9 protein-coding genes are annotated in these 17,660 nt (G+C 71.9%); 1 reads left to right on the plus strand and 8 read right to left on the minus strand.

The genetic code is table 11. The annotated features are described in order from the left end of the window. Positions 1-80: 80 nt before the first annotated feature. The gene (locus ACFT7S_RS05755) at positions 81-3,887 is read left to right on the plus strand and encodes a multifunctional oxoglutarate decarboxylase/oxoglutarate dehydrogenase thiamine pyrophosphate-binding subunit/dihydrolipoyllysine-residue succinyltransferase subunit (RefSeq protein ID WP_382727437.1); all 3,807 of its coding nucleotides are present in this window, start codon (positions 81-83) and stop codon (positions 3,885-3,887) included. Positions 3,888-3,985: 98 nt separating this feature from the next. Here the strand turns inward: ACFT7S_RS05755 and fxsT are convergent, their stop codons facing one another. The 8 genes from fxsT to ACFT7S_RS05795 all read right to left on the minus strand — a co-directional run bounded on the left by fxsT (position 3,986) and on the right by ACFT7S_RS05795 (position 17,563). Then, positions 3,986-6,985: an FxSxx-COOH system tetratricopeptide repeat protein gene (gene fxsT / locus ACFT7S_RS05760; RefSeq protein WP_382727441.1), complete on the minus strand. Its 3,000-nt coding sequence runs from the start codon at positions 6,983-6,985 to the stop codon at positions 3,986-3,988. A 91-nt stretch (positions 6,986-7,076) separates the two neighbouring features. After that, the gene (locus ACFT7S_RS05765; protein WP_382727444.1) at positions 7,077-8,462 is read right to left on the minus strand and encodes an aKG-HExxH-type peptide beta-hydroxylase; all 1,386 of its coding nucleotides are present in this window, start codon (positions 8,460-8,462) and stop codon (positions 7,077-7,079) included. Further along, entirely contained in the window at positions 8,459-9,628 is a 1,170-nt protein-coding gene (locus ACFT7S_RS05770; protein WP_382727447.1) for an FxsB family cyclophane-forming radical SAM/SPASM peptide maturase, read from the minus strand. Before ACFT7S_RS05770 ends, ACFT7S_RS05765 begins: the two co-directional genes overlap by 4 nt. 232 nt (positions 9,629-9,860) lie before the next feature. Beyond that, positions 9,861-10,073 (minus strand): FxSxx-COOH cyclophane-containing RiPP peptide, encoded by a 213-nt coding sequence (gene fxsA / locus ACFT7S_RS05775; RefSeq protein WP_382727450.1) that lies wholly within the window; start codon positions 10,071-10,073, stop codon positions 9,861-9,863. A 334-nt stretch (positions 10,074-10,407) separates the two neighbouring features. After that, on the minus strand, positions 10,408-13,800 hold the full coding sequence (locus ACFT7S_RS05780; protein WP_382727451.1) for an SAV_2336 N-terminal domain-related protein: 3,393 nt from the start codon (positions 13,798-13,800) through the stop codon (positions 10,408-10,410). A gap of 7 nt (positions 13,801-13,807) precedes the next feature. Next, the gene (locus ACFT7S_RS05785) at positions 13,808-14,833 is read right to left on the minus strand and encodes an AAA family ATPase (RefSeq protein WP_382727454.1); all 1,026 of its coding nucleotides are present in this window, start codon (positions 14,831-14,833) and stop codon (positions 13,808-13,810) included. A 103-nt stretch (positions 14,834-14,936) separates the two neighbouring features. After that, positions 14,937-16,970 carry a trypsin-like peptidase domain-containing protein gene (locus tag ACFT7S_RS05790; RefSeq protein WP_382727457.1) on the minus strand — a complete coding sequence of 678 codons (2,034 nt, stop codon included), beginning with the start codon at positions 16,968-16,970 and terminating at the stop codon, positions 14,937-14,939. Between the two features lie 56 nt (positions 16,971-17,026). Further along, positions 17,027-17,563, minus strand: a complete 537-nt coding sequence (locus ACFT7S_RS05795) for a CU044_2847 family protein (protein WP_382727460.1) — start codon at positions 17,561-17,563, stop codon at positions 17,027-17,029. Positions 17,564-17,660: the final 97 nt, after the last annotated feature.

Consider the following 17,660-nt stretch of genomic DNA (forward strand, 5'->3'; position numbering starts at 1 on the left):
CTGCACGTAACGGCCGGGGAGGCGTAGCCTTGATTTCCGCTGTCCATCACCTTGTGAAGCGGAAGAGGGCGGTTGCCGCCGTGTCGTCTCAGTCCCCCAGTAACTCGAGCATCTCGACCGACCAATCGGAGCAGGGGAAGAACCCTGCCGCCGCATTCGGCCCCAATGAGTGGCTCGTCGACGAGATCTACCAGCAGTACCTCCAGGACCCCAGTTCGGTCGATCGCGCCTGGTGGGACTTCTTCGCCGACTACAAGCCGGGCACATCCGGCACGGCGGAAAAGCCCGGCGCCGCAGCCGCGGGGGCTGCGGTGACGCCGGCCCCGGCCGGGCCCGCACCGACCCAGACCACCACCGCTGTTCCGGCAGCGCCCGTGAAGGCCCCGGCTCCGGCCGCGGCGCCTGTCACCCCGGCGCAGCCCGCAGCCGCCGCACCCGCGCCCGCCGCCCCGGCGGCACCGGCTGCCGCTCCGGTGAAGGCCGCGCCGGTGAAGGCCGCTCCGGCGGCCGAGGCCACGGCGGGACCCGAGTACGTGACGCTGCGCGGCCCCTCGGCTGCCGTCGCGAAGAACATGAACGCCTCGCTGGAGCTGCCGACGGCCACGTCCGTCCGCGCCGTCCCGGTGAAGCTGCTCTTCGACAACCGCATCGTCATCAACAACCATCTGAAGCGCGCCCGGGGCGGGAAGATCTCCTTCACCCACCTCATCGGGTACGCGATGGTGCAGGCCCTCAAGGCCATGCCGTCGATGAACTACTCCTTCGCGGTCAAGGACGGCAAGCCGACCCTGGTCAAGCCGGAGCACGTGAACCTCGGCCTGGCCATCGACCTGGTCAAGCCGAACGGTGACCGCCAGCTCGTCGTCGCGGCCATCAAGAAGGCCGAGACGCTCAACTTCTTCGAGTTCTGGCAGGCGTACGAGGACATCGTCCGCCGTGCCCGCGTCGGCAAGCTCGGCATGGACGACTTCTCCGGAGTCACCGCCTCGCTGACCAACCCCGGCGGCATCGGCACCGTGCACTCGGTGCCCCGCCTGATGCCCGGACAGGGCCTCATCATGGGCGTCGGCGCGATGGACTACCCGGCCGAGTTCCAGGGCACGTCGCAGGACACCCTGAACAAGCTGGGCATCTCGAAGGTCATGACGCTGACCTCGACGTACGACCACCGGGTCATCCAGGGCGCCGCCTCCGGCGAGTTCCTGCGCGTCCTGAGCCAGCTCCTGCTCGGCGAGAACGGGTTCTACGACGAGATCTTCAAGGCGCTGCGCATCCCCTACGAGCCCGTCCGCTGGCTCCGGGACATCGACGCCTCGCACGACGACGACGTCACCAAGGCCGCACGGGTCTTCGAGCTGATCCACTCCTACCGGGTCCGCGGCCACGTCATGGCCGACACCGACCCGCTGGAGTACCGCCAGCGCAAGCACCCCGACCTCGACATCACCGAGCACGGCCTCACCCTGTGGGACCTGGAGCGGGACTTCGCGGTCGGCGGTTTCGCCGGCAAGACGATGATGAAGCTCCGCGACATCCTCGGTGTCCTGCGCGAGTCGTACTGCCGCACCACCGGCATCGAGTTCATGCACATCCAGGAGCCGAAGGAGCGCAAGTGGCTCCAGGACCGGGTGGAGCGTCCGCGCCCCGCACCGGAGCGCGAGGAGCAGCTGCGGATTCTGCGCCGCCTCAACGCCGCCGAGGCGTTCGAGACGTTCCTGCAGACGAAGTACGTCGGCCAGAAGCGGTTCTCGCTGGAGGGCGGCGAGTCCGTCATCCCGCTGCTCGACGCGGTCATCGACTCCGCCGCCGAGGCCCGCCTCGACGAGGTCGTCATCGGCATGGCCCACCGCGGCCGGCTGAACGTCCTGGCGAACATCGTCGGCAAGTCGTACGCGCAGATCTTCCGGGAGTTCGAGGGCAACCTCGACCCGCGGTCGATGCACGGCTCCGGCGACGTCAAGTACCACCTGGGCGCCGAGGGCACCTTCACGGGTCTGGACGGTGAGCAGATCAAGGTCTCGCTGGCCGCGAACCCCTCGCACCTGGAGGCCGTCGACCCGGTCCTCGAGGGCATCGCCCGCGCCAAGCAGGACATCATCAACAAGGGCGGCACGGACTTCACGGTCCTGCCCGTCGCGCTCCACGGCGACGCGGCCTTCGCGGGCCAGGGCGTCGTCGCCGAGACGCTCAACATGTCGCAGCTGCGCGGCTACCGCACCGGCGGCACGGTGCACGTGGTGATCAACAACCAGGTCGGCTTCACCGCCGCCCCGGAGTCCTCGCGCTCCTCGATGTACGCCACCGACGTGGCGCGCATGATCGAGGCGCCGATCATCCACGTCAACGGTGACGACCCGGAGGCCGTGGTCCGCGTCGCGCGGCTCGCCTTCGAGTACCGGCAGACGTTCAACAAGGACGTCGTGATCGACCTCATCTGCTACCGCCGCCGCGGTCACAACGAGGGCGACAACCCGGAGTTCACCAACCCGCAGATGTACACCCTGATCGACAAGAAGCGCTCGGTGCGCAAGCTCTACACCGAGTCCCTCATCGGTCGCGGCGACATCACGCTGGAGGAGGCCGAGCAGGCGCTCCAGGACTTCCAGGGCCAGCTGGAGAAGGTCTTCGCGGAGGTCCGCGAGGCCACCTCGGCGCCGGCCCAGCCGCATGTCCCGGACGTCCAGGCCGAGTTCCCCGTGCCCGTGACCACCGCGATCTCCAACGAGGTCGTCAAGGCGATCGCCGAGTCGCAGGTGAACATCCCCGACGAGATCACCGTCCACCCGCGCCTGATGCCGCAGATGCAGCGTCGCGCCGCGTCCGTGGAGAACGGCACGATCGACTGGGGCATGGGCGAGACCCTGGCCATCGGATCGCTGCTGATGGAGGGCACCCCGGTCCGCCTCGCCGGCCAGGACACCCGCCGCGGCACGTTCGGCCAGCGCCACGCGGTGCTCGTCGACCAGAAGACCGGCGAGGACTACACCCCGCTGCTCTACCTCACCGAGGACCAGGCCCGTTACAACGTCTACGACTCGCTGCTCAGCGAGTACGCGGCGATGGGCTTCGAGTACGGCTACTCGCTGGCCCGCCCGGAGTCGCTGGTCATCTGGGAGGCCCAGTTCGGTGACTTCGTCAACGGCGCGCAGACCGTCGTGGACGAGTTCATCTCCTCGGCCGAGCAGAAGTGGGGCCAGACCTCCGGCGTCACGCTGCTGCTGCCGCACGGCTACGAGGGCCAGGGCCCGGACCACTCGTCCGCCCGCCCGGAGCGCTTCCTCCAGATGTGCGCGCAGGACAACATGACGGTGGCCATGCCCACGCTGCCGTCGAACTACTTCCACCTTCTGCGGTGGCAGGTGCACAACCCGCACCACAAGCCGCTGATCGTCTTCACGCCGAAGTCGATGCTCCGCCTCAAGGCGGCGGCGTCGAAGGTGGAGGAGTTCACCACCGGCGGCTTCCGCCCGGTCATCGGCGACGAGACGGTCAGCCCCGAGAACGTCCGCAAGGTCGTCTTCTGCGCCGGCAAGGTCTACTACGACCTGGACGCCGAGCGCGAGAAGCGCGGCATCACGGACACGGCGATCATCCGTGTGGAGCGTCTGTACCCGCTGCCGGGTGCCGAGCTCCAGGCCGAGATCGCCAAGTACCCGAACGCGGAGAAGTACCTCTGGGCCCAGGAGGAGCCGGCCAACCAGGGTGCGTGGCCGTTCATCGCGCTCAACCTGATCGACCACCTGGACCTGGCCGTCGGCGCCGACGTCCCGCACGGTGAGCGCCTGCGCCGCATCTCGCGGCCGCGCGGCTCGTCGCCTGCGGTCGGCTCGGCCAAGCGCCACCAGGCCGAGCAGGCTCAGCTGCTCGCCGAGGTGTTCGAGGCCTGATCAGCCGCTGTACGAAGCCGCTGTACCAACCGAAGGGCCCGGTCCCGCGAGTCGATCGCGGGGCCGGGCCCTTCGGCCTGCCGGGGTGTACATGCCGGTCAGATCATCTGGGGCTCGAAGTCCCAGAACGGCCGGTTGCGCGAGCGGGCCGACACGGTGTGGACGTGCTGCGGGCCGAGGGTCGCGCCCAGATCGCCCAGGGCCTCGGCCTCGACCTTCTCCGCCCGCTGCCGGTCTCGCAGACCGCGCAGGTCCGCAGCGTGCGCGACCCTGGCGGACAGGGTCAGCGGGTGGGTCCTGCCGAGGACTTCGGAGGCCCGGGTGACCGTCAGCTCGGTGAGGGCGGCAGCGGATTCCGGGTCGCCGACCAGGTTGCGCAGCGCCGAGGCGTTGATCGCGCAGCCCAGGGTCCAGGGGTGGTTCTCACCCACGGACCTCGTCATGTCGGTGAGGGCCTGCTCCATGAGCTGGTGGGCCTGGTCCCGCTCGCCGACGTTGCGCAGGATCAGGGCGTGGTTGGAACGGGTTCCCGCGACGTACGGGTGGCCCTCGCCGAGCATCATCAGATACCCGTTGATGACGTAATCGCTTATGGTCCTGGCCTGGTCGATGTCGGCGTGCTCGCGGGCGAAACAGCTCTGTCCGGCCGCGAACATCAGGGTCAGCGGGTCGTGCTCGCCGAGGACGCGCTCGCAGCGTTCCAGGACCCGGGTGAACGCCGTCGCGGCCTTGCCGCGTTCGCCGGAGCGGTAGCGGCAGAGCGCCAGGTTGTATTCGGCGAGCAGGGTCTGCGGGTTGTCCTCGCCCAGCGCGATCCGGTGCACACGGGCACTCTGCGCCTGGAGCGACTCGGCCTCGTTGTAGCGGCCGAGGAGCCGCAGGTCGGTGGCGTAGTTGATCTCGGAGATCAGGGTCCAGCCGTGCCGCGCCTTCAGCAGCTGGCGGCGGGCCTCCAGGGTGCGCCGGTTGAGCTCCAGGGACTCCTCGTACCGTCCGAGCAGGCGCAGTGAGATGGCCAGGTTGTTCTGCGCGTTGACGGTACGGGCGTCCTGGTCGCCGAGCAGGTCGCGGTAGGAACCGAGGAGCCACCTGGAGAGCTCCAGAGCCTCGTCGTAACGGCCGAGGCCGCGGAGGTCGGCGGCGAGGCCGTTGGCGGCCCTCAGGTGCTCCAGGTCCTCCGCGCCGCGTTCGGTACGCAGATGGTCGACGACGGCCCGCTCCATGGCCTCGGTCTCGGCGTAATCGCCCACGGCCCGCAGCAGGTTGGCGTAGTTGTAGCTGAGGTCCCACACCCGGGGATGGGTCTCACCGAGCAGTTCCCGCCAGGCGGTCATGGCGCGTTCGCCGAGCTTGATGCCCGCCCGGTACTCCCCGGAGAAGTACATGTAGCGAAGGCAGTTGAGGACGAGGCTCTGTACGGCGGGGTCCTTGCTCTGGAGGACCTCGGCCCACTTGAGGTGCGGGGCGATCTCGGCGTACGCGGGCCAGTACACGGCGTCGATGGGGCGCCCGGGGTCGGCGGCGGCCAGGGCCTTGCGGACGACGTCGATGAATTCCTGACGGTCCCGGGCGGGCATGTCGGTGCCGACGATCTTGTGGACCATGCGGTGCAGATAGATCGACTCACCAGCGGAGGCGGCCTCCTCCACCGAGGACTCGTGGGACTCCAGCCGGACGACGGAGTACTGCCGCAGCTGACCGATCGCCTTGTTCCACAGCAGCGGATCGTTCATCAGACCGGAGAGCTGCTCGGGCAGATCGCCCGGCGGCATCTCCTTCAGGAGCCGCACGGGGATGGACCCGGGGGCGAAGAAGCTGCACAGCCGCAGCAGGTCAACGGACTCGGGGACGGTCTCCCTGAGCTTGTTGAGCAGTATCGACCAGGCGGTCTGGAAGGCCAGCGGGAAGTCCGCCGACACCTTGACCACGTCCTGGTCGATGCCGCCTTCGAGGAGTTCGATGTACTCCGCGACCGACATGTCGGAGTCGTTGAGCCAGCCGGCCGTCTGGTCGAGGAGCAGCGGGAGGTCTTCCAGCGCGTTCGCCAGCTGGTCGGCCTCGGTGTGCGTCAGGCGCGGGGCCCGGCGGCGGATGAAGGAGACCGATTCGTCGCGGTCGTAGACCGGAACCTCCACCAGGTGGCTGTTGTGCTCGCGCCATTCCGGGTTGCGGGAGGTGATCAGCACATGGCCCGGGCCGGTCGGTACGAGGTCCCAGATCTGGTCGGGCTCGTCGGCGCCGTCCAGGATCAGCAGCCAGTGGGAGTGCGGCTGGCCTCGCCGCAGCGAGTCGCGGACAGCGCGCAGCCGCTCCCCGTACTCGGCACCGGTGACCAGGCCCAGTTCCGGGGCGAGTTCGGCGAGGCGCTGGCGGTAGAGGGCGCGGCGGTCGGCGGGCACCCACCAGACCACGTCGTAGTCGGAGCCGAAGCGGTAGACGTACTCCGCGGCGAGTTGCGTCTTGCCCACCCCGGACATCCCGTGCAGCGTGACGACGCCTGCACCCGGGCCCGCGCCCTGAAGGGCGTGGTACGCCTCGCTGAGCAGGGTCTCGCGGCCGGTGAACCGTGTGTTGCGGCGGGGCACCCGGCTGCTCCACACCTCCGGAGTGTCGGCCGGGAAGCGCGGTCCGGGCCGTCCCCCTTCCGTACGGGGCAGCGGCTCCGCGGGCAGACCGAGGTGGGCGAGCATGCGCCGTTCCGCCTCGTCCTCACCGACGTTGGTGAGATCGGCCGCCCCGAAGACCGAGGTGGCGCCGGGCAGCGCGGAGGTGGTCACGGAGACGGCGCCGAAGCGCTCGGCGTCCGGGGCAACCACCGTGCGCAGCGCGCGGTTCCACTCGTCGTGACTGCGGGGTCCCAGCTGGAAGTACCAGTCGCTGAGCACGACGAGGATGCGGCCGGGGGCGAGCATCACGTTCCGCAGTTCGTCCTCGAGCGTGGCCCCCGCCTGGGGGTCCCACCGCTGGTAGACGACCCGTACACCACGCCGTTCGAGACGGTCGCCGATCCAGGCCGCCCAGGCCCGGTTGAACCCGGCGAAACTAATGGTGACGGATTGCGTCCCCGTTGCTCCAACTTGCTTACGCGCTACGGGCATTCAACCGTCTCCCTGCATCGTTATAAGCCTAATCAACATACACCGACGACCGGACGGGTCCGCATGTTCCCGCAGTGGCGGCAGCGCCCGTTCACAGTCGTTTCGAGTCTTTCCTCTGCTGCCATATCACCCGGGCCGTCCGGACATACGCCCTCGCCCGTGCCTGATGCCCCGTTGGGGCCGGAGATTCCGCCAGACGGTGGTAGAGCGTGATCAACTCATTGACGATCACCCGCCCCTCGGGTGTCAGGGCCCCTGACCCAGCCAGGACGGGCAGTACGGCACCCACCTGTTCGCGTCTGCGGGCGTGTTCGGACCAGGCCAGATCCCGCTGGTCGGCGCGGTCCGCGCCGAGTGCGCACTGCTGCCAGAAGTCGGCGAGCGCGGCATGCGACACGGCGCCCTGAAGAAGCCCGTCGAAGGGGCGCGGGTCGGGCCGCCAGGGCGCGAAGTACCGGGCGTCGGGGCCCTCGTGGTGCAGGGGCGCCATCGCGCTCAGTGCGGCGATCTTGGTGTGCTGGAGCTCGTGCACGAGGGTGGAGGCGAAGTGGGCGGGGGTGGCGGGCCGGCTGCTCAGTACGGCGCCGAACGCCTCGCGCCGGGTACCGCTGCAGTGCGCCGCGCTTCCGCCGGTCCGGCCGGAACCGGGCGGCGGGGTGAGGGGCACCAGGCAGCGCAGCAGGACGGCGGCCTCGGTCAGCCGCTGATGGCCGCCGGTCCGCAGCTCGGCCGCCACGCCCGCCCAGGCTTCCGCCCAGCCCGTGCGATCCGGGCCGTCGACGCGGACTGCGGCGCTCAGTCCGTGCGGTTCGGGGCTGCCGTCGGCCGTCCGGTACGGGTCGACGTCGTCCATGGGGACGGGGGCGGCGCCGGGCAGCAGCGGCGACAGGGTGCGCGTCGCCCGCCAGCGCGGGTCCCAGGAGCGTGCGGTGCCGGATTCGAGCTGCACGACGACCTCCGCAGCGTCAGACTGACGTATCGTCAATTCTCCTTTGTCGGCGCTGATATGTACCTCGCCGGGCCGGACGTCCAGCGCCCCGACGGTGGGGAGCGAGAGCACAGGCCCGCGTGGGGTGAGCCGGGCGGTGAAGCTCAGCCCGGCGCGGATCGCGGCGGCCACTGCGAGCGCGCCCAAGTGGGCAAGGTCAGTGCGGAGTTCGGGCCCGGGGGCGGCGCCTGTGAGACCGCGCAGACAGCGCTGGGCCCACGGGCCGACGAGCGGGTAGAGCAGTACGGAGCGGGCGGCGGCCCGGTCGGCACGGTCGGCCGCCTCCAGGAGCGCCCAGTCGGTGACGACCCGGTGGCGCAGCTCCGGTGGGCAGATGGTGTCCGGTGCCTGGGCCGCCGCGTCGAGCAGGGCGCGCAGGAGGACGAACCGGCGGGTGTCCTGGTCGCGTACGAGCAGGCCGAGGGTGTCCGCGTCGCCTTCCGTGCGGCCGATGGCGCGCAGCGCGCCTTCGGGCAGGGCGGGACTCATGGGGGGTCTCCCGCGGTCGCGTCGGCCAGTTGTCCGGCGATATGGCGGATCAGCCGGTCGAGGTCGGCGCAGTAGACGGAGGGGTTGATGAAGCCGTGTCCTGCGCGGTAGCGGTGGGCGTAGTGGCCGCCGCCGCAGACCGTGAGCAGCGGGCAGCCGCGGCAGACCGGCGCGAGTGCACCGGCGCCCGCCTGCCGGGCGGCGACGCCGGGGTGGCGCAGTGCCTCGTCGAAGGTGTGGCGGAAGATGTCGAGTCCGGTGGCCGCCGCCGTGTCGTAGGCGGACTTGAGCGAGTCGACCTGCTCGATGGCGCCGTCGGTCTCCACCACGACGGCGTTGAGCGGGTCGAGGCCGAGGGATTCCGTGGCGGCGGGCAGCCCGAGCAGCAGGGCGAGGCACTCCTCGAAGAGCCGGACCCGGGTCTCGCGGTGTCCGGCGGGCCACCAGCGGTCGAAGACGGCGCACAGCCAGTCGCCGTACGGGGTGGGCCGACCGGAGCCGACGGGCCGTGCCGGGGGCTCGGCCGCCGTGGGCAGGCCGGGGGGCGGCGAGGTCCAGTTGCCGTGCGGCAGCAGCAGGTCCAGGGCCGGGGGCCGCAGGGCGAGCAGCGACTCGTACATCTCGACCGGGTCGGTGCTCGGGTCGACCACGGTGAGGATGCCCGCGTACGCCTCCGGGTGCCGCTCGGCGAGCAGCCGGGCGCCGCGCGAGGCGGCGGGCCAGGAGGGGCGTCCCGCGTGGTCCAGGCGCTGGGTGTTGTGGGCGGCCAGGCCGCCGTCGAGGCTGATGCCGACGCGTATGCCGTGCCGTGCGAGGGTGGCGACGCGCGCGTCGGTGAGCAGGGTGGCGTTGGTCTGCACGGTGGTGCGGACGGTGCACGTGCCGGGGACCCGTGCGCGTACCCGCCCGGCGAAGTCGGCGAGCCGGTCCGCGCCCGCGAGCAGGGGTTCGCCGCCGTGCAGGACGAGCCCGACCTCCCGGAGCCGGTGGGTCGCCGCGTGCTCGCCGATGCGGGCGGCGGTCCGGTCCAGGACGGCGGGCGACGCGGCGGAGGGGCGGTCGCGCCAGGTGTCGTCCGGGCCCTCGTAGAGGTAGCAGTACCGGCAGGCCAGATTGCAGCGTCCGTGCACCTTGACGATGAACTGCCCGAAAGGGACAGGGGTCACGGGGCCGCTGCGCGGCGCCGCGCTAGAGGTCGCCTTCCGGGACACTCCGGCACCCCCATGCTGTCCGGGTCCGCGTACGGCCCTTCGTACGGCCCCCGCCACCGGCCCCAACCGAGTATCCCTGGCCTGATACGAGCGCAAACCCGGGTACGCGAGCACGGCCTGTTCCCGGGGACTCCCCGGCCGAAACCGACCGGGTCGCCCTGCCCGGGCACCCAGCCGGGCACTCCGTTCAGAAGGCGCTCGTGAAGCCCCACAGCGTCTCCCGCGGCTGCTCGGCCCGGTCCCGCAGATCCGCGACCACCGCGGAGAGTACGGGGTGGTCGAGTGTCCGCAGGGTCGCCAGATCGAGCCCGAGCAGATCCGGCAGCGCGTCCGGTGCGCTGTCCGTCCCGGCGTGCGATGTCACGTCCGGCGCGGTGTTCTCACGTATCGACTGGTTCATCACGACTCCCCGTTGCTGACGTACTCGGTTCGCGGCCGTGCGCCCGCCCATGGACGCACACCCCTGACGTACTCACCGTTGAACACAGCTCCGAGCGCTCGCCATTGAACGCCCATTGCCCCAGCACTCACCGTCGGACACTCATTGCCTAGGAGGGGGCTGAAGGTCTTGGCTGGACTCGCGGCGTCTGGCACGCACTCCCCCAAGGTCTTAAGGGCCAGGGGGGGGACCCCCTCCGGCGTTACCGAAACGCCCTAGTAGCTCCGCTATGAGGACGCTCCGGCGCCTTGCAGCTGCACGCACCAGACGCCGCTCCCTTATCCAGCCAAGACCTTCAGCCCCCTCCTAGCTCGAGCAGCCGCCCCTCGGTCGACTCGCCCGAAGCGCCGCCGCCGTCCGGCAGCTTGCGCCACTCCTGGCGGGCGGCCCTGTACGCGTCGCGCGCGGCTCTGGGACGTCCCGCCTCCTCATAGGTCATACCCCGCCAGTGGTTGGCTGTAGCACCCAATTCCACTGCCTGTGCGCGTTCTTGCGGACCGTCCAGCTCCGCTTCCGCGGTCCTGGCCGACTCGGCCGCGTCACGGAACGCCTCCGCCGCCTCGTCGAGCCGGGCCGGACGCTGAAGCACGCGGTAGGCGTCGAGATGGGAACGGCCCAGCTCCAGCCAGCACCGCGCCGCCATCAGCGGATCGCGCGCCTCCTGCGCGGCCAGGCCGAAGAGATGCTCCGCCTCCCGCAGATCCACCCGGTCCTCGGTGGCCCGGTGGCGCAGCATCACGGCGCGTCCGAGGGCCAGCAGCCGGCCCGCCTGGCGCGGGCTGCCCGCCGCCGTCTCCGTACGGCAGTCGCGCAGCACCCGCACGGCCGAGCCGATGTACGCGCGCCCGTCGGGGAGTTCGGCCCGACGCAGCAGGACGTTCCCCCATTCCGCGAGGAGGTCGGCGTGATCCTGCGAGTCGCGGGGAACACCGCGTGCCGCCCTGGTGAACCAGTCGGCCGCCGTGACCAGTTCGGCCGGGTCGCCGCTCTGCTCGTACCGTGCGAGGTGGACGCGGCCCGCCCTGGTCTGGAGCAGGGCGCGCATCCGCTGTTCCCGTACGGTCTCCAGGGCCTGTTCGATCAGCGTGGCGGCCTCGTCCGGTGCGTCTCCGCAGCTCAGCAGGGCGTCCACCAGGTCCAGCAGAATCCGCACCTGGGTGCCGGTCGTGTGCTGGGCGCCGCTGGGGGCGAACGCCTTGCGCAGCGAGCGGGCGGCCTGGCGGGCGTACACCCGGGACTGTTCGGTGTCGTTGGTCGCGCCGGTCAGCCGCAGCAGGACGCGGCCGTGGGTCAGCACCAGACTCGTGGGGCGGTTCTCCTGATCGGGCCAGACATCGGCGAACGCCTCCAGCATGCCGACGGCCGCCTGGAGCAGGGCGGTGTCGCCGCCGAGCCGCCACTGCGCCTCCAGGGCACGCACCCGTTCCAGCGTGAGCCGCAGGGCCTCCGCCGGGTCCAGACCGGGAGCGGCGCAGGCCACGGTGTACTCGCGGTCCGCGCGACGCAGCAGGTCCAGGGCACCGCGCCGGTCCCCGCGCCGCCGACGGTCGTCGGCCGCGGCGTGCAGCACCTTGGCCAGGACGGCCCGTTCGCGTACGGCCCCGGGGTGCGCGGCGGCACGCTCGGCGGCGTCCTCGGACTCCCGGAGCAGCTCGCTGCCGCCCTGCACCTCCCAGAGCCGCAGCAGACAGCGCGCGTACTCGGCCCACAGCTCCGGGTCGGAGACCGACACCTGGTCACGGTAGGTGGCGCCGCGCAGCAGTTGTACGGCGTCGATCAGATACTGCACCATGCTGTCCGACTCGAACTGCCGCAGCAGCGCGCGGGCGCGCACCACCGCAGTGGCGGTCGTCGGATCGGGGTCGTGGCGCCCGTGCCGCTCGCCGTAGTACGCGAACTGCTCGGGCAGCGGCATGAACCGCTCCAGGACGCGCGCCGCGACCTCCGCGAACGGGTGCGGGGCACGGGAGCCGCCGTTCTCGGCGTCCGCGTCGGTGTCGGTCTCGCCGGTGTCCGCGTCCGGCTCGCCACCGGCCGGCCGTCCCGAGCGGTACGGGGAACCGGTCCGTGCGTCGCCCAGTTGCGCCAGGGCCAGCGCCGGGAAGTTCGGTCCTGCCTTGCCGAACCGCTGCTCGATGTACTCCGAGCAGTGCTTGAGTACGAGCAGGGCCTCGTCCCGGCCGAGCGGCCCGAGCAGCGCCTCCTGGACGCCGGGCGTGAACTCGTACCACTGCCCGCCCTCCGCGCTGTCGTTCCTGCTGCGCGTCAGCAGCCCGCTGAGCAGTACCTCGGCCAGCTCGGACGGGCCCGAGTCCGGCAGCATGGTCCGCTGCACCAGTTGCATCACCGGCAGATAGAGCGGGGCGGCGGCGAGATAGACGGCCAGCTGTCCGGCGGCCGGGGAGGCCGCCGAGCGGAAGCGGCTGACCAGTTGGAGCGAGGACGGGCGACTGCCGGTACGCGGCGGTGCGGCCGCGGGCTGGTCCGCGCGGACCCAGCCGACGGCTCCGGAGATACGTCCCCCTCCGGTACCGGCGAGCAGTCCGGCCCAGGCGGCCAGGGCGCCGGCCGCCGGTGGCAGAACGGGGACGGCGAGGGCGCCGTCGTGCGCCGCCGGGAGCGCTCCGGCGTCTCCGGCGACCTTGATCAGGGCTCCGGCGCTGCCCTCGCCGCGGGAGAGGACGCCGTAGGTGACGGGGAGCCCGGTGCGGTTCCACATGCGCTGGGGCAGTGGTTGCAGGACGGCGGTGGGGGCCTGGCGGGCGAGGTGGTGCAGCAGCCGGTGGGCCTGCCCGCTGTGCCAGATCGGACCGGCGCAGTCGCTGACCAGGACGGTGACCCGGCGGCCCGTGGGGTCACTGAGCCGCTCGGCGGAATTCAGGGGTGCGGCGCCCGGGTCGGGGCTGCGGCTCACGGCGGGCGCACCGTCGGGCCCCTGGTGCAGATAGCGCACCTGGACGTCCCGGAAGGCTCCCAACTGGCCGAATATCTGCTGGAATTCGGCAAACATCCGGTCCCAGACCCGCATGGACGAAGAGGCGTCCATGACGAACTGGAGGAGGGCGTCCGCGCGGGCCACTCCACGGAACACCGGAATGATCAGTCCTCCGGCGCGTGCGCTGAGTTCCGCGGTCGCCACCTCGTCGAGAGTGGTGCGCAGCGGTGGCGCTGCGGACCGGTAGCGCTGCAACGGGCGCAGGGCGCGCTGAAGTTCGAGCAGGCCGGGCAGGGCGGGGGCCGCCGGCACGCCCAGCGGGAGCGCGGACGCACCCCTCCCGCGGCCCGCGCGGGGCACGGCGCCACCCGAGCGGTCCCGGTCCTCGTCGCGCGGCCCGTGCGGGACGGGGTACAGGGCGATCCGGCGGTCGGGGCCCGTGGGCTCCGGCTGCTCCGGAGCCTCGTCCTCCGGCGGCGCGGCCTGCGCACCCACGCGGTCGGCGGAGCCCACGGCGGGTCCGGTGGCCGCCGCATCCCCCGGCAGGGTGGTGGGCGCGGCCGCCCCTTCGGCACCGTCGGGTAACGCACCGTCGACACGGGTCCACCGGGCCAGCCAGAGGGCGTCACAGAGCTGCTCGGCGTCGGGGTCGAGCCCGCCCTCGCGGAGGCGGGCGACGAGCGCGGTCAGCAGGTGCCCGTCGTACCGCTCCGGACCCCCGTCCGGCCCGTGCCGTGACGTGACGTCGGGCATCAGTGCATCACCTCGGCCGGTCGAGTCGCTGGATGAGCAGGTCGGCGAGGCGGTCACGGCCGGCCGGGGCAGCGGCGTCGGTGAGGTAGATGGCGTTCAACAGCTGGTCGGTGGCGAGGAGTTCACCGCGTGAACGCTCCAGGAAGTGCGTGATGAGGTCGTCCCCGGAGCGGGCCGCCTCGTCGCCGAGGTGCGCGCGTACGAACGTGGCCAGCCGCTGGTGGTCGGGGCGGCCGAGCTCCAGGTGGATGCAGCGCCTCATGAGGGGGGCGGGGAAGTCGCGCTCGCCGTTGCTCGTGAGGACGATGAAGGGGAAGGCCGAGCACTGCACCCTGCCGCCCTTGATCGCGACCTTGTTGCCGTCGTTGTCGAGGACCGTCGCCTCGCCGTCGGGCAGCCGGTCGGCGATCCGTTCCAGCTCCGGAATGGCGAACTCGCCCTCCTCCAGCACATTGAGGAGGTCGTTCGGCAGGTCGATGTCGCTCTTGTCCAGCTCATCGATGAGCAGCACCCGCGGCCGGTCGGACGGCAGCAGTGCCGTGCCGAGCGGCCCGAGCCGGATATAGCTGCCGATGCTGTCCGTCGGGTCGGCTCCGGCCGGCCCGACGGCCCCGCCGTGCGCGGCGATCTGGACGTCCTGGAGCCGGGCGATGGCGTCGTAGTGGTACAGCCCGTCGAGCAGCGTGGAGCGACTGACGATGGGCCAGCGCAGGACGCGGCCGAGGCCCAGTTCATGGGCGACCGAGTGGGCCAGGGTGCTCTTTCCGGCACCGGGGCTCCCGGTGACCAGCAGCGGCCTGCGGAGATAGAGCGCGGCGTTGATCATTTCGAGTTCCTCGGCGCCCGGCCTGTGCAGCTCGGCCATGTGCCGGTGACTGCCCAGCCGCCGGTCCGCGGAGCCGTCCGCCTCGCCGTCCGCGGGAGTACCGCGGCCTGCGAAGTCCCGCCAGGGCGGCGGCGCGGGCAGCCGCTCTATGCCCTCGTGCGGTTCGCCGGCCCCTCGGTAGATGAGCCACTCACTGGGTTCACTCATAGCGTTCCTCGTCGTCGCTCGTCCACCGGAGAGGCCGTTGCCAGGCGTGCTTCACGGTAGCGAGCCGATGCACGCTCCGTAAGGGGCGGGCCGGAGCCTGCGGTCATGGCGCCTCCAGGAGCTGTTCGGTTCCGGGCAGGGGCTGGTGCGGATCGTCGTAATAGAGCGTCACGCCGTCCGACCAGAACGTCTCGATACGGCCCGCATGGACACCCTTCCTCAACTCATGGATTTTGTACGGCAGTTGCTCGGTCGTACGGGATTCTTCCACCGTGTCGGCGGCCCGCCGGTGGAACTCCGTACAGACCGCGCCGCCGTCTCCCCCGCGCCGTCTCCACAGCGCCACGCCGAAGCCGCTGCTCAGCAGCCGGTCGAGCCCGGCCGCGGCATCGGGCCGGGTGCCCGTGCCGTAGTGGCACAACAGAGGGACCGTGCCGTACGCCAGGGTGCGCAGGGCGTCGGTCTCCGGAACGCTCATCATGATTCCGTCGTCGCAGTCGAGCGCTTCGGCGCGCATCACGGCCGCCCCCGTCCGGTTCCAGCGCGCCTTGCGCTCCTTCAGCCACTCCTCGCTCCTCGGCGGCTGGTCGGAGCGGCGTACGACGACGGGGCGTACGGCTCCGAGCGGCGGATCGCCGGGCGACAACCGCCAGGTGTCGACGTCCAGATCGAGCAGCGACCGGCCGACCGCGACCTGGAGCACGGCGGGGCCTTCCGGCTCGTCGCACCGCCGGAACGCCTCGGTCAGCGGCGCGGCGAGCCGCCCCGGCAGATCGGCCAGGGCGGTGCCCCGGACGTCCTCCGCCACGGGCAGGAAGTCCCCGAGGGTGTCGCCGACGCTGATCCGCCAGTCGTAACGGCCCTGCTCCCAGCCACGCAGCTCCAGCGCCAGCAGCACGAAGAGCCGCTCTCTGCGCCGGGCCGGTTCGGCCGGGGGTGCGGCGGGCCTGCGGTGCTCGTCCGGGCGATGGCGGGCCGCCCCCCACAGCACGGCCAGCTCCTTGCGGAAGGTACGGGAGAGGTGGTCGTCGGCCATCCTGCGGACCCACTCCCACAGGGACTGCGCGGCGCCCGCGGCGGACGGGTGGCCGTAGGGCCGGTCGGCGGCGATGACCGCCATGCAGTAGCGCAGGATCAGTTCCAGCGCGCCGTCGCCGTCGCGCACCTCGTACAGCGCGCCGAGACCGTCCCGCCAGCCGCGCGGGGCGGGGCGGTGGTCGCGCGTGTGCACGTCCGGAAGGCCGTCCAGGAGGTCGAGCAGGCCGCGGGTGCTGACCGGCGGCGGGAATTCGGCGAGCCGGCCGAGCAGGTCGATGCGCTGCTTCGGACTGAGGGCGCGCCCCGGCCTTACTGGCAGCTCGCTCTGGGTGTCGGCCCAGGTCCGCTCGGTGCTGGCGGGGCTGTTGTGCCGGTCGGCGTGGTAGCGGTCGTGGGCATGGAAGACCGCCTGGTACGTGTCGGCGGGCGGGTCCTCGGGAGTGATGCCCGGTACGGGCATGGTGCGCAGCCGTTCGATGCCGATGGCGGTGCCCCCCTGCTCGCCGTCGAGCCGCGACTTGAGTACGCCGACCACCTCGCCCCGGGCCAGGTCGACGACGGGGCCGCCGGACATGCCGGGCTCCAGCCAGTCCCCGCCCAGCCGGATCTGCTGCTCGGCGTCGGCAGGACCGCCGAACATGCCCTTGACCGTGCAGTCGCCGGTCACCGCCGCCAGTTGCCCGTCGCGCGGACCTGTCCAGCCCACGTAGTGCACGGTGCCGCCCGGCAGCATGGCGGCCGGGCGCTCGGTGACGTACACACAGGCGTGGTCGACCGGCCGCAGCAGACGGATGAGAGCCAGGTCGGGAGCGGCCCAGCCTGCGGGGCGCGGCCCCGGGCCACCGGGCGCGCCGGGCTCGGGCAGCGTCGCGACGACCGTCCCCGCGACGGAGGTCTCGGCGGCGCTGTCGCGGTCCGCTCTGAACACCACGTTCACCTCGCGCTCCTCCTCCTCCTGCATCGCGACGTGCGCGCACGTGAGGACCCAGCTCGGGGCGATGAAGAAGCCGCTGCCCAGGAAGCCCCTGCCGGTTCCGTCAGGGGCATACCCGGGCTCCGCCCTATGGATGCGTACGGTTGCCGCCATCACGAGGTTCATCAGGGCAAGGGTTGTCCGGTCCCAGCCGCCCTCTGCGCCCCCTCCGGCCACCCCTGTCATGAGCCGCTGCTGCCGGGCGCGGGGCCGCCGCCCGGATGCGCCGCCGCGCCGGTGGGCGCACCGGCGGACGGTTCACCGGCGGGTGCGCCCGCCGGCTGCGCGGGCGCGGGTGGGGCCGACGGGGGCGGCAAAGGCGCCTGCGCGGGCACCGGTGGAGTGACCGGCGGGTCGACGGGTGGTCCGCCGCCGTTCCAGGTGAGCGTGACCTTGATGCCGCCCTTGGCCTCGCCGTCCGCCAGCAGCCCGACGACCTTGCCGGCCTTGGCTGTGAGCTCGATGCCGAACTCCACACTGACCTCGTCGGGCCGCACGGCCCGCAGGGACTCGGCGAGCGACCGCGCGACGCTGGTCACGACCCCCGTCAGGCTCTCGACCCTGGCCTGCACCTGATCGGCCAGGTCCGCGTAACCGATGTCCGTGTAGGCCAGACCGCCTGCGGGCCGCTCCAGTTCCTCGGCCCCGGAGATCCGCGCCCAGACCGGTGTTCCGTCCGGCATTTCAATGCGCGTAATACGGGCCTCACTGTCACCCATGACACCCCCCGTTCCCCAACTCCCCGCAGGTTAGCGGGAGTACGCGGCCGGTGCGAGGGGCACGGTGGAGGACGCCGGAGTGCCGACCGACGGTTCC

Origin of the sequence: Streptomyces sp. NPDC057136 (genome assembly GCF_042670885.1) — a bacterium.
GTDB lineage: Bacteria > Actinomycetota > Actinomycetes > Streptomycetales > Streptomycetaceae > Streptomyces.

Excerpts from the sequence above, each read along its gene's own strand:
- fxsT (WP_382727441.1), bottom strand. The coding sequence starts at position 6,985 with ATGCCCGTAGCGCGTAAGCAAGTTGGAGCAACGGGGACGCAATCCGTC.
- ACFT7S_RS05765 (WP_382727444.1), bottom strand. The coding sequence starts at position 8,462 with ATGAGTCCCGCCCTGCCCGAAGGCGCGCTGCGCGCCATCGGCCGCACG.
- fxsA (WP_382727450.1), bottom strand. The coding sequence starts at position 10,073 with ATGAACCAGTCGATACGTGAGAACACCGCGCCGGACGTGACATCGCAC.
- ACFT7S_RS05780 (WP_382727451.1), bottom strand. The coding sequence starts at position 13,800 with ATGCCCGACGTCACGTCACGGCACGGGCCGGACGGGGGTCCGGAGCGG.
- ACFT7S_RS05785 (WP_382727454.1), bottom strand. The coding sequence starts at position 14,833 with ATGAGTGAACCCAGTGAGTGGCTCATCTACCGAGGGGCCGGCGAACCG.
- ACFT7S_RS05790 (WP_382727457.1), bottom strand. The coding sequence starts at position 16,970 with ATGAACCTCGTGATGGCGGCAACCGTACGCATCCATAGGGCGGAGCCC.
- ACFT7S_RS05795 (WP_382727460.1), bottom strand. The coding sequence starts at position 17,563 with ATGGGTGACAGTGAGGCCCGTATTACGCGCATTGAAATGCCGGACGGA.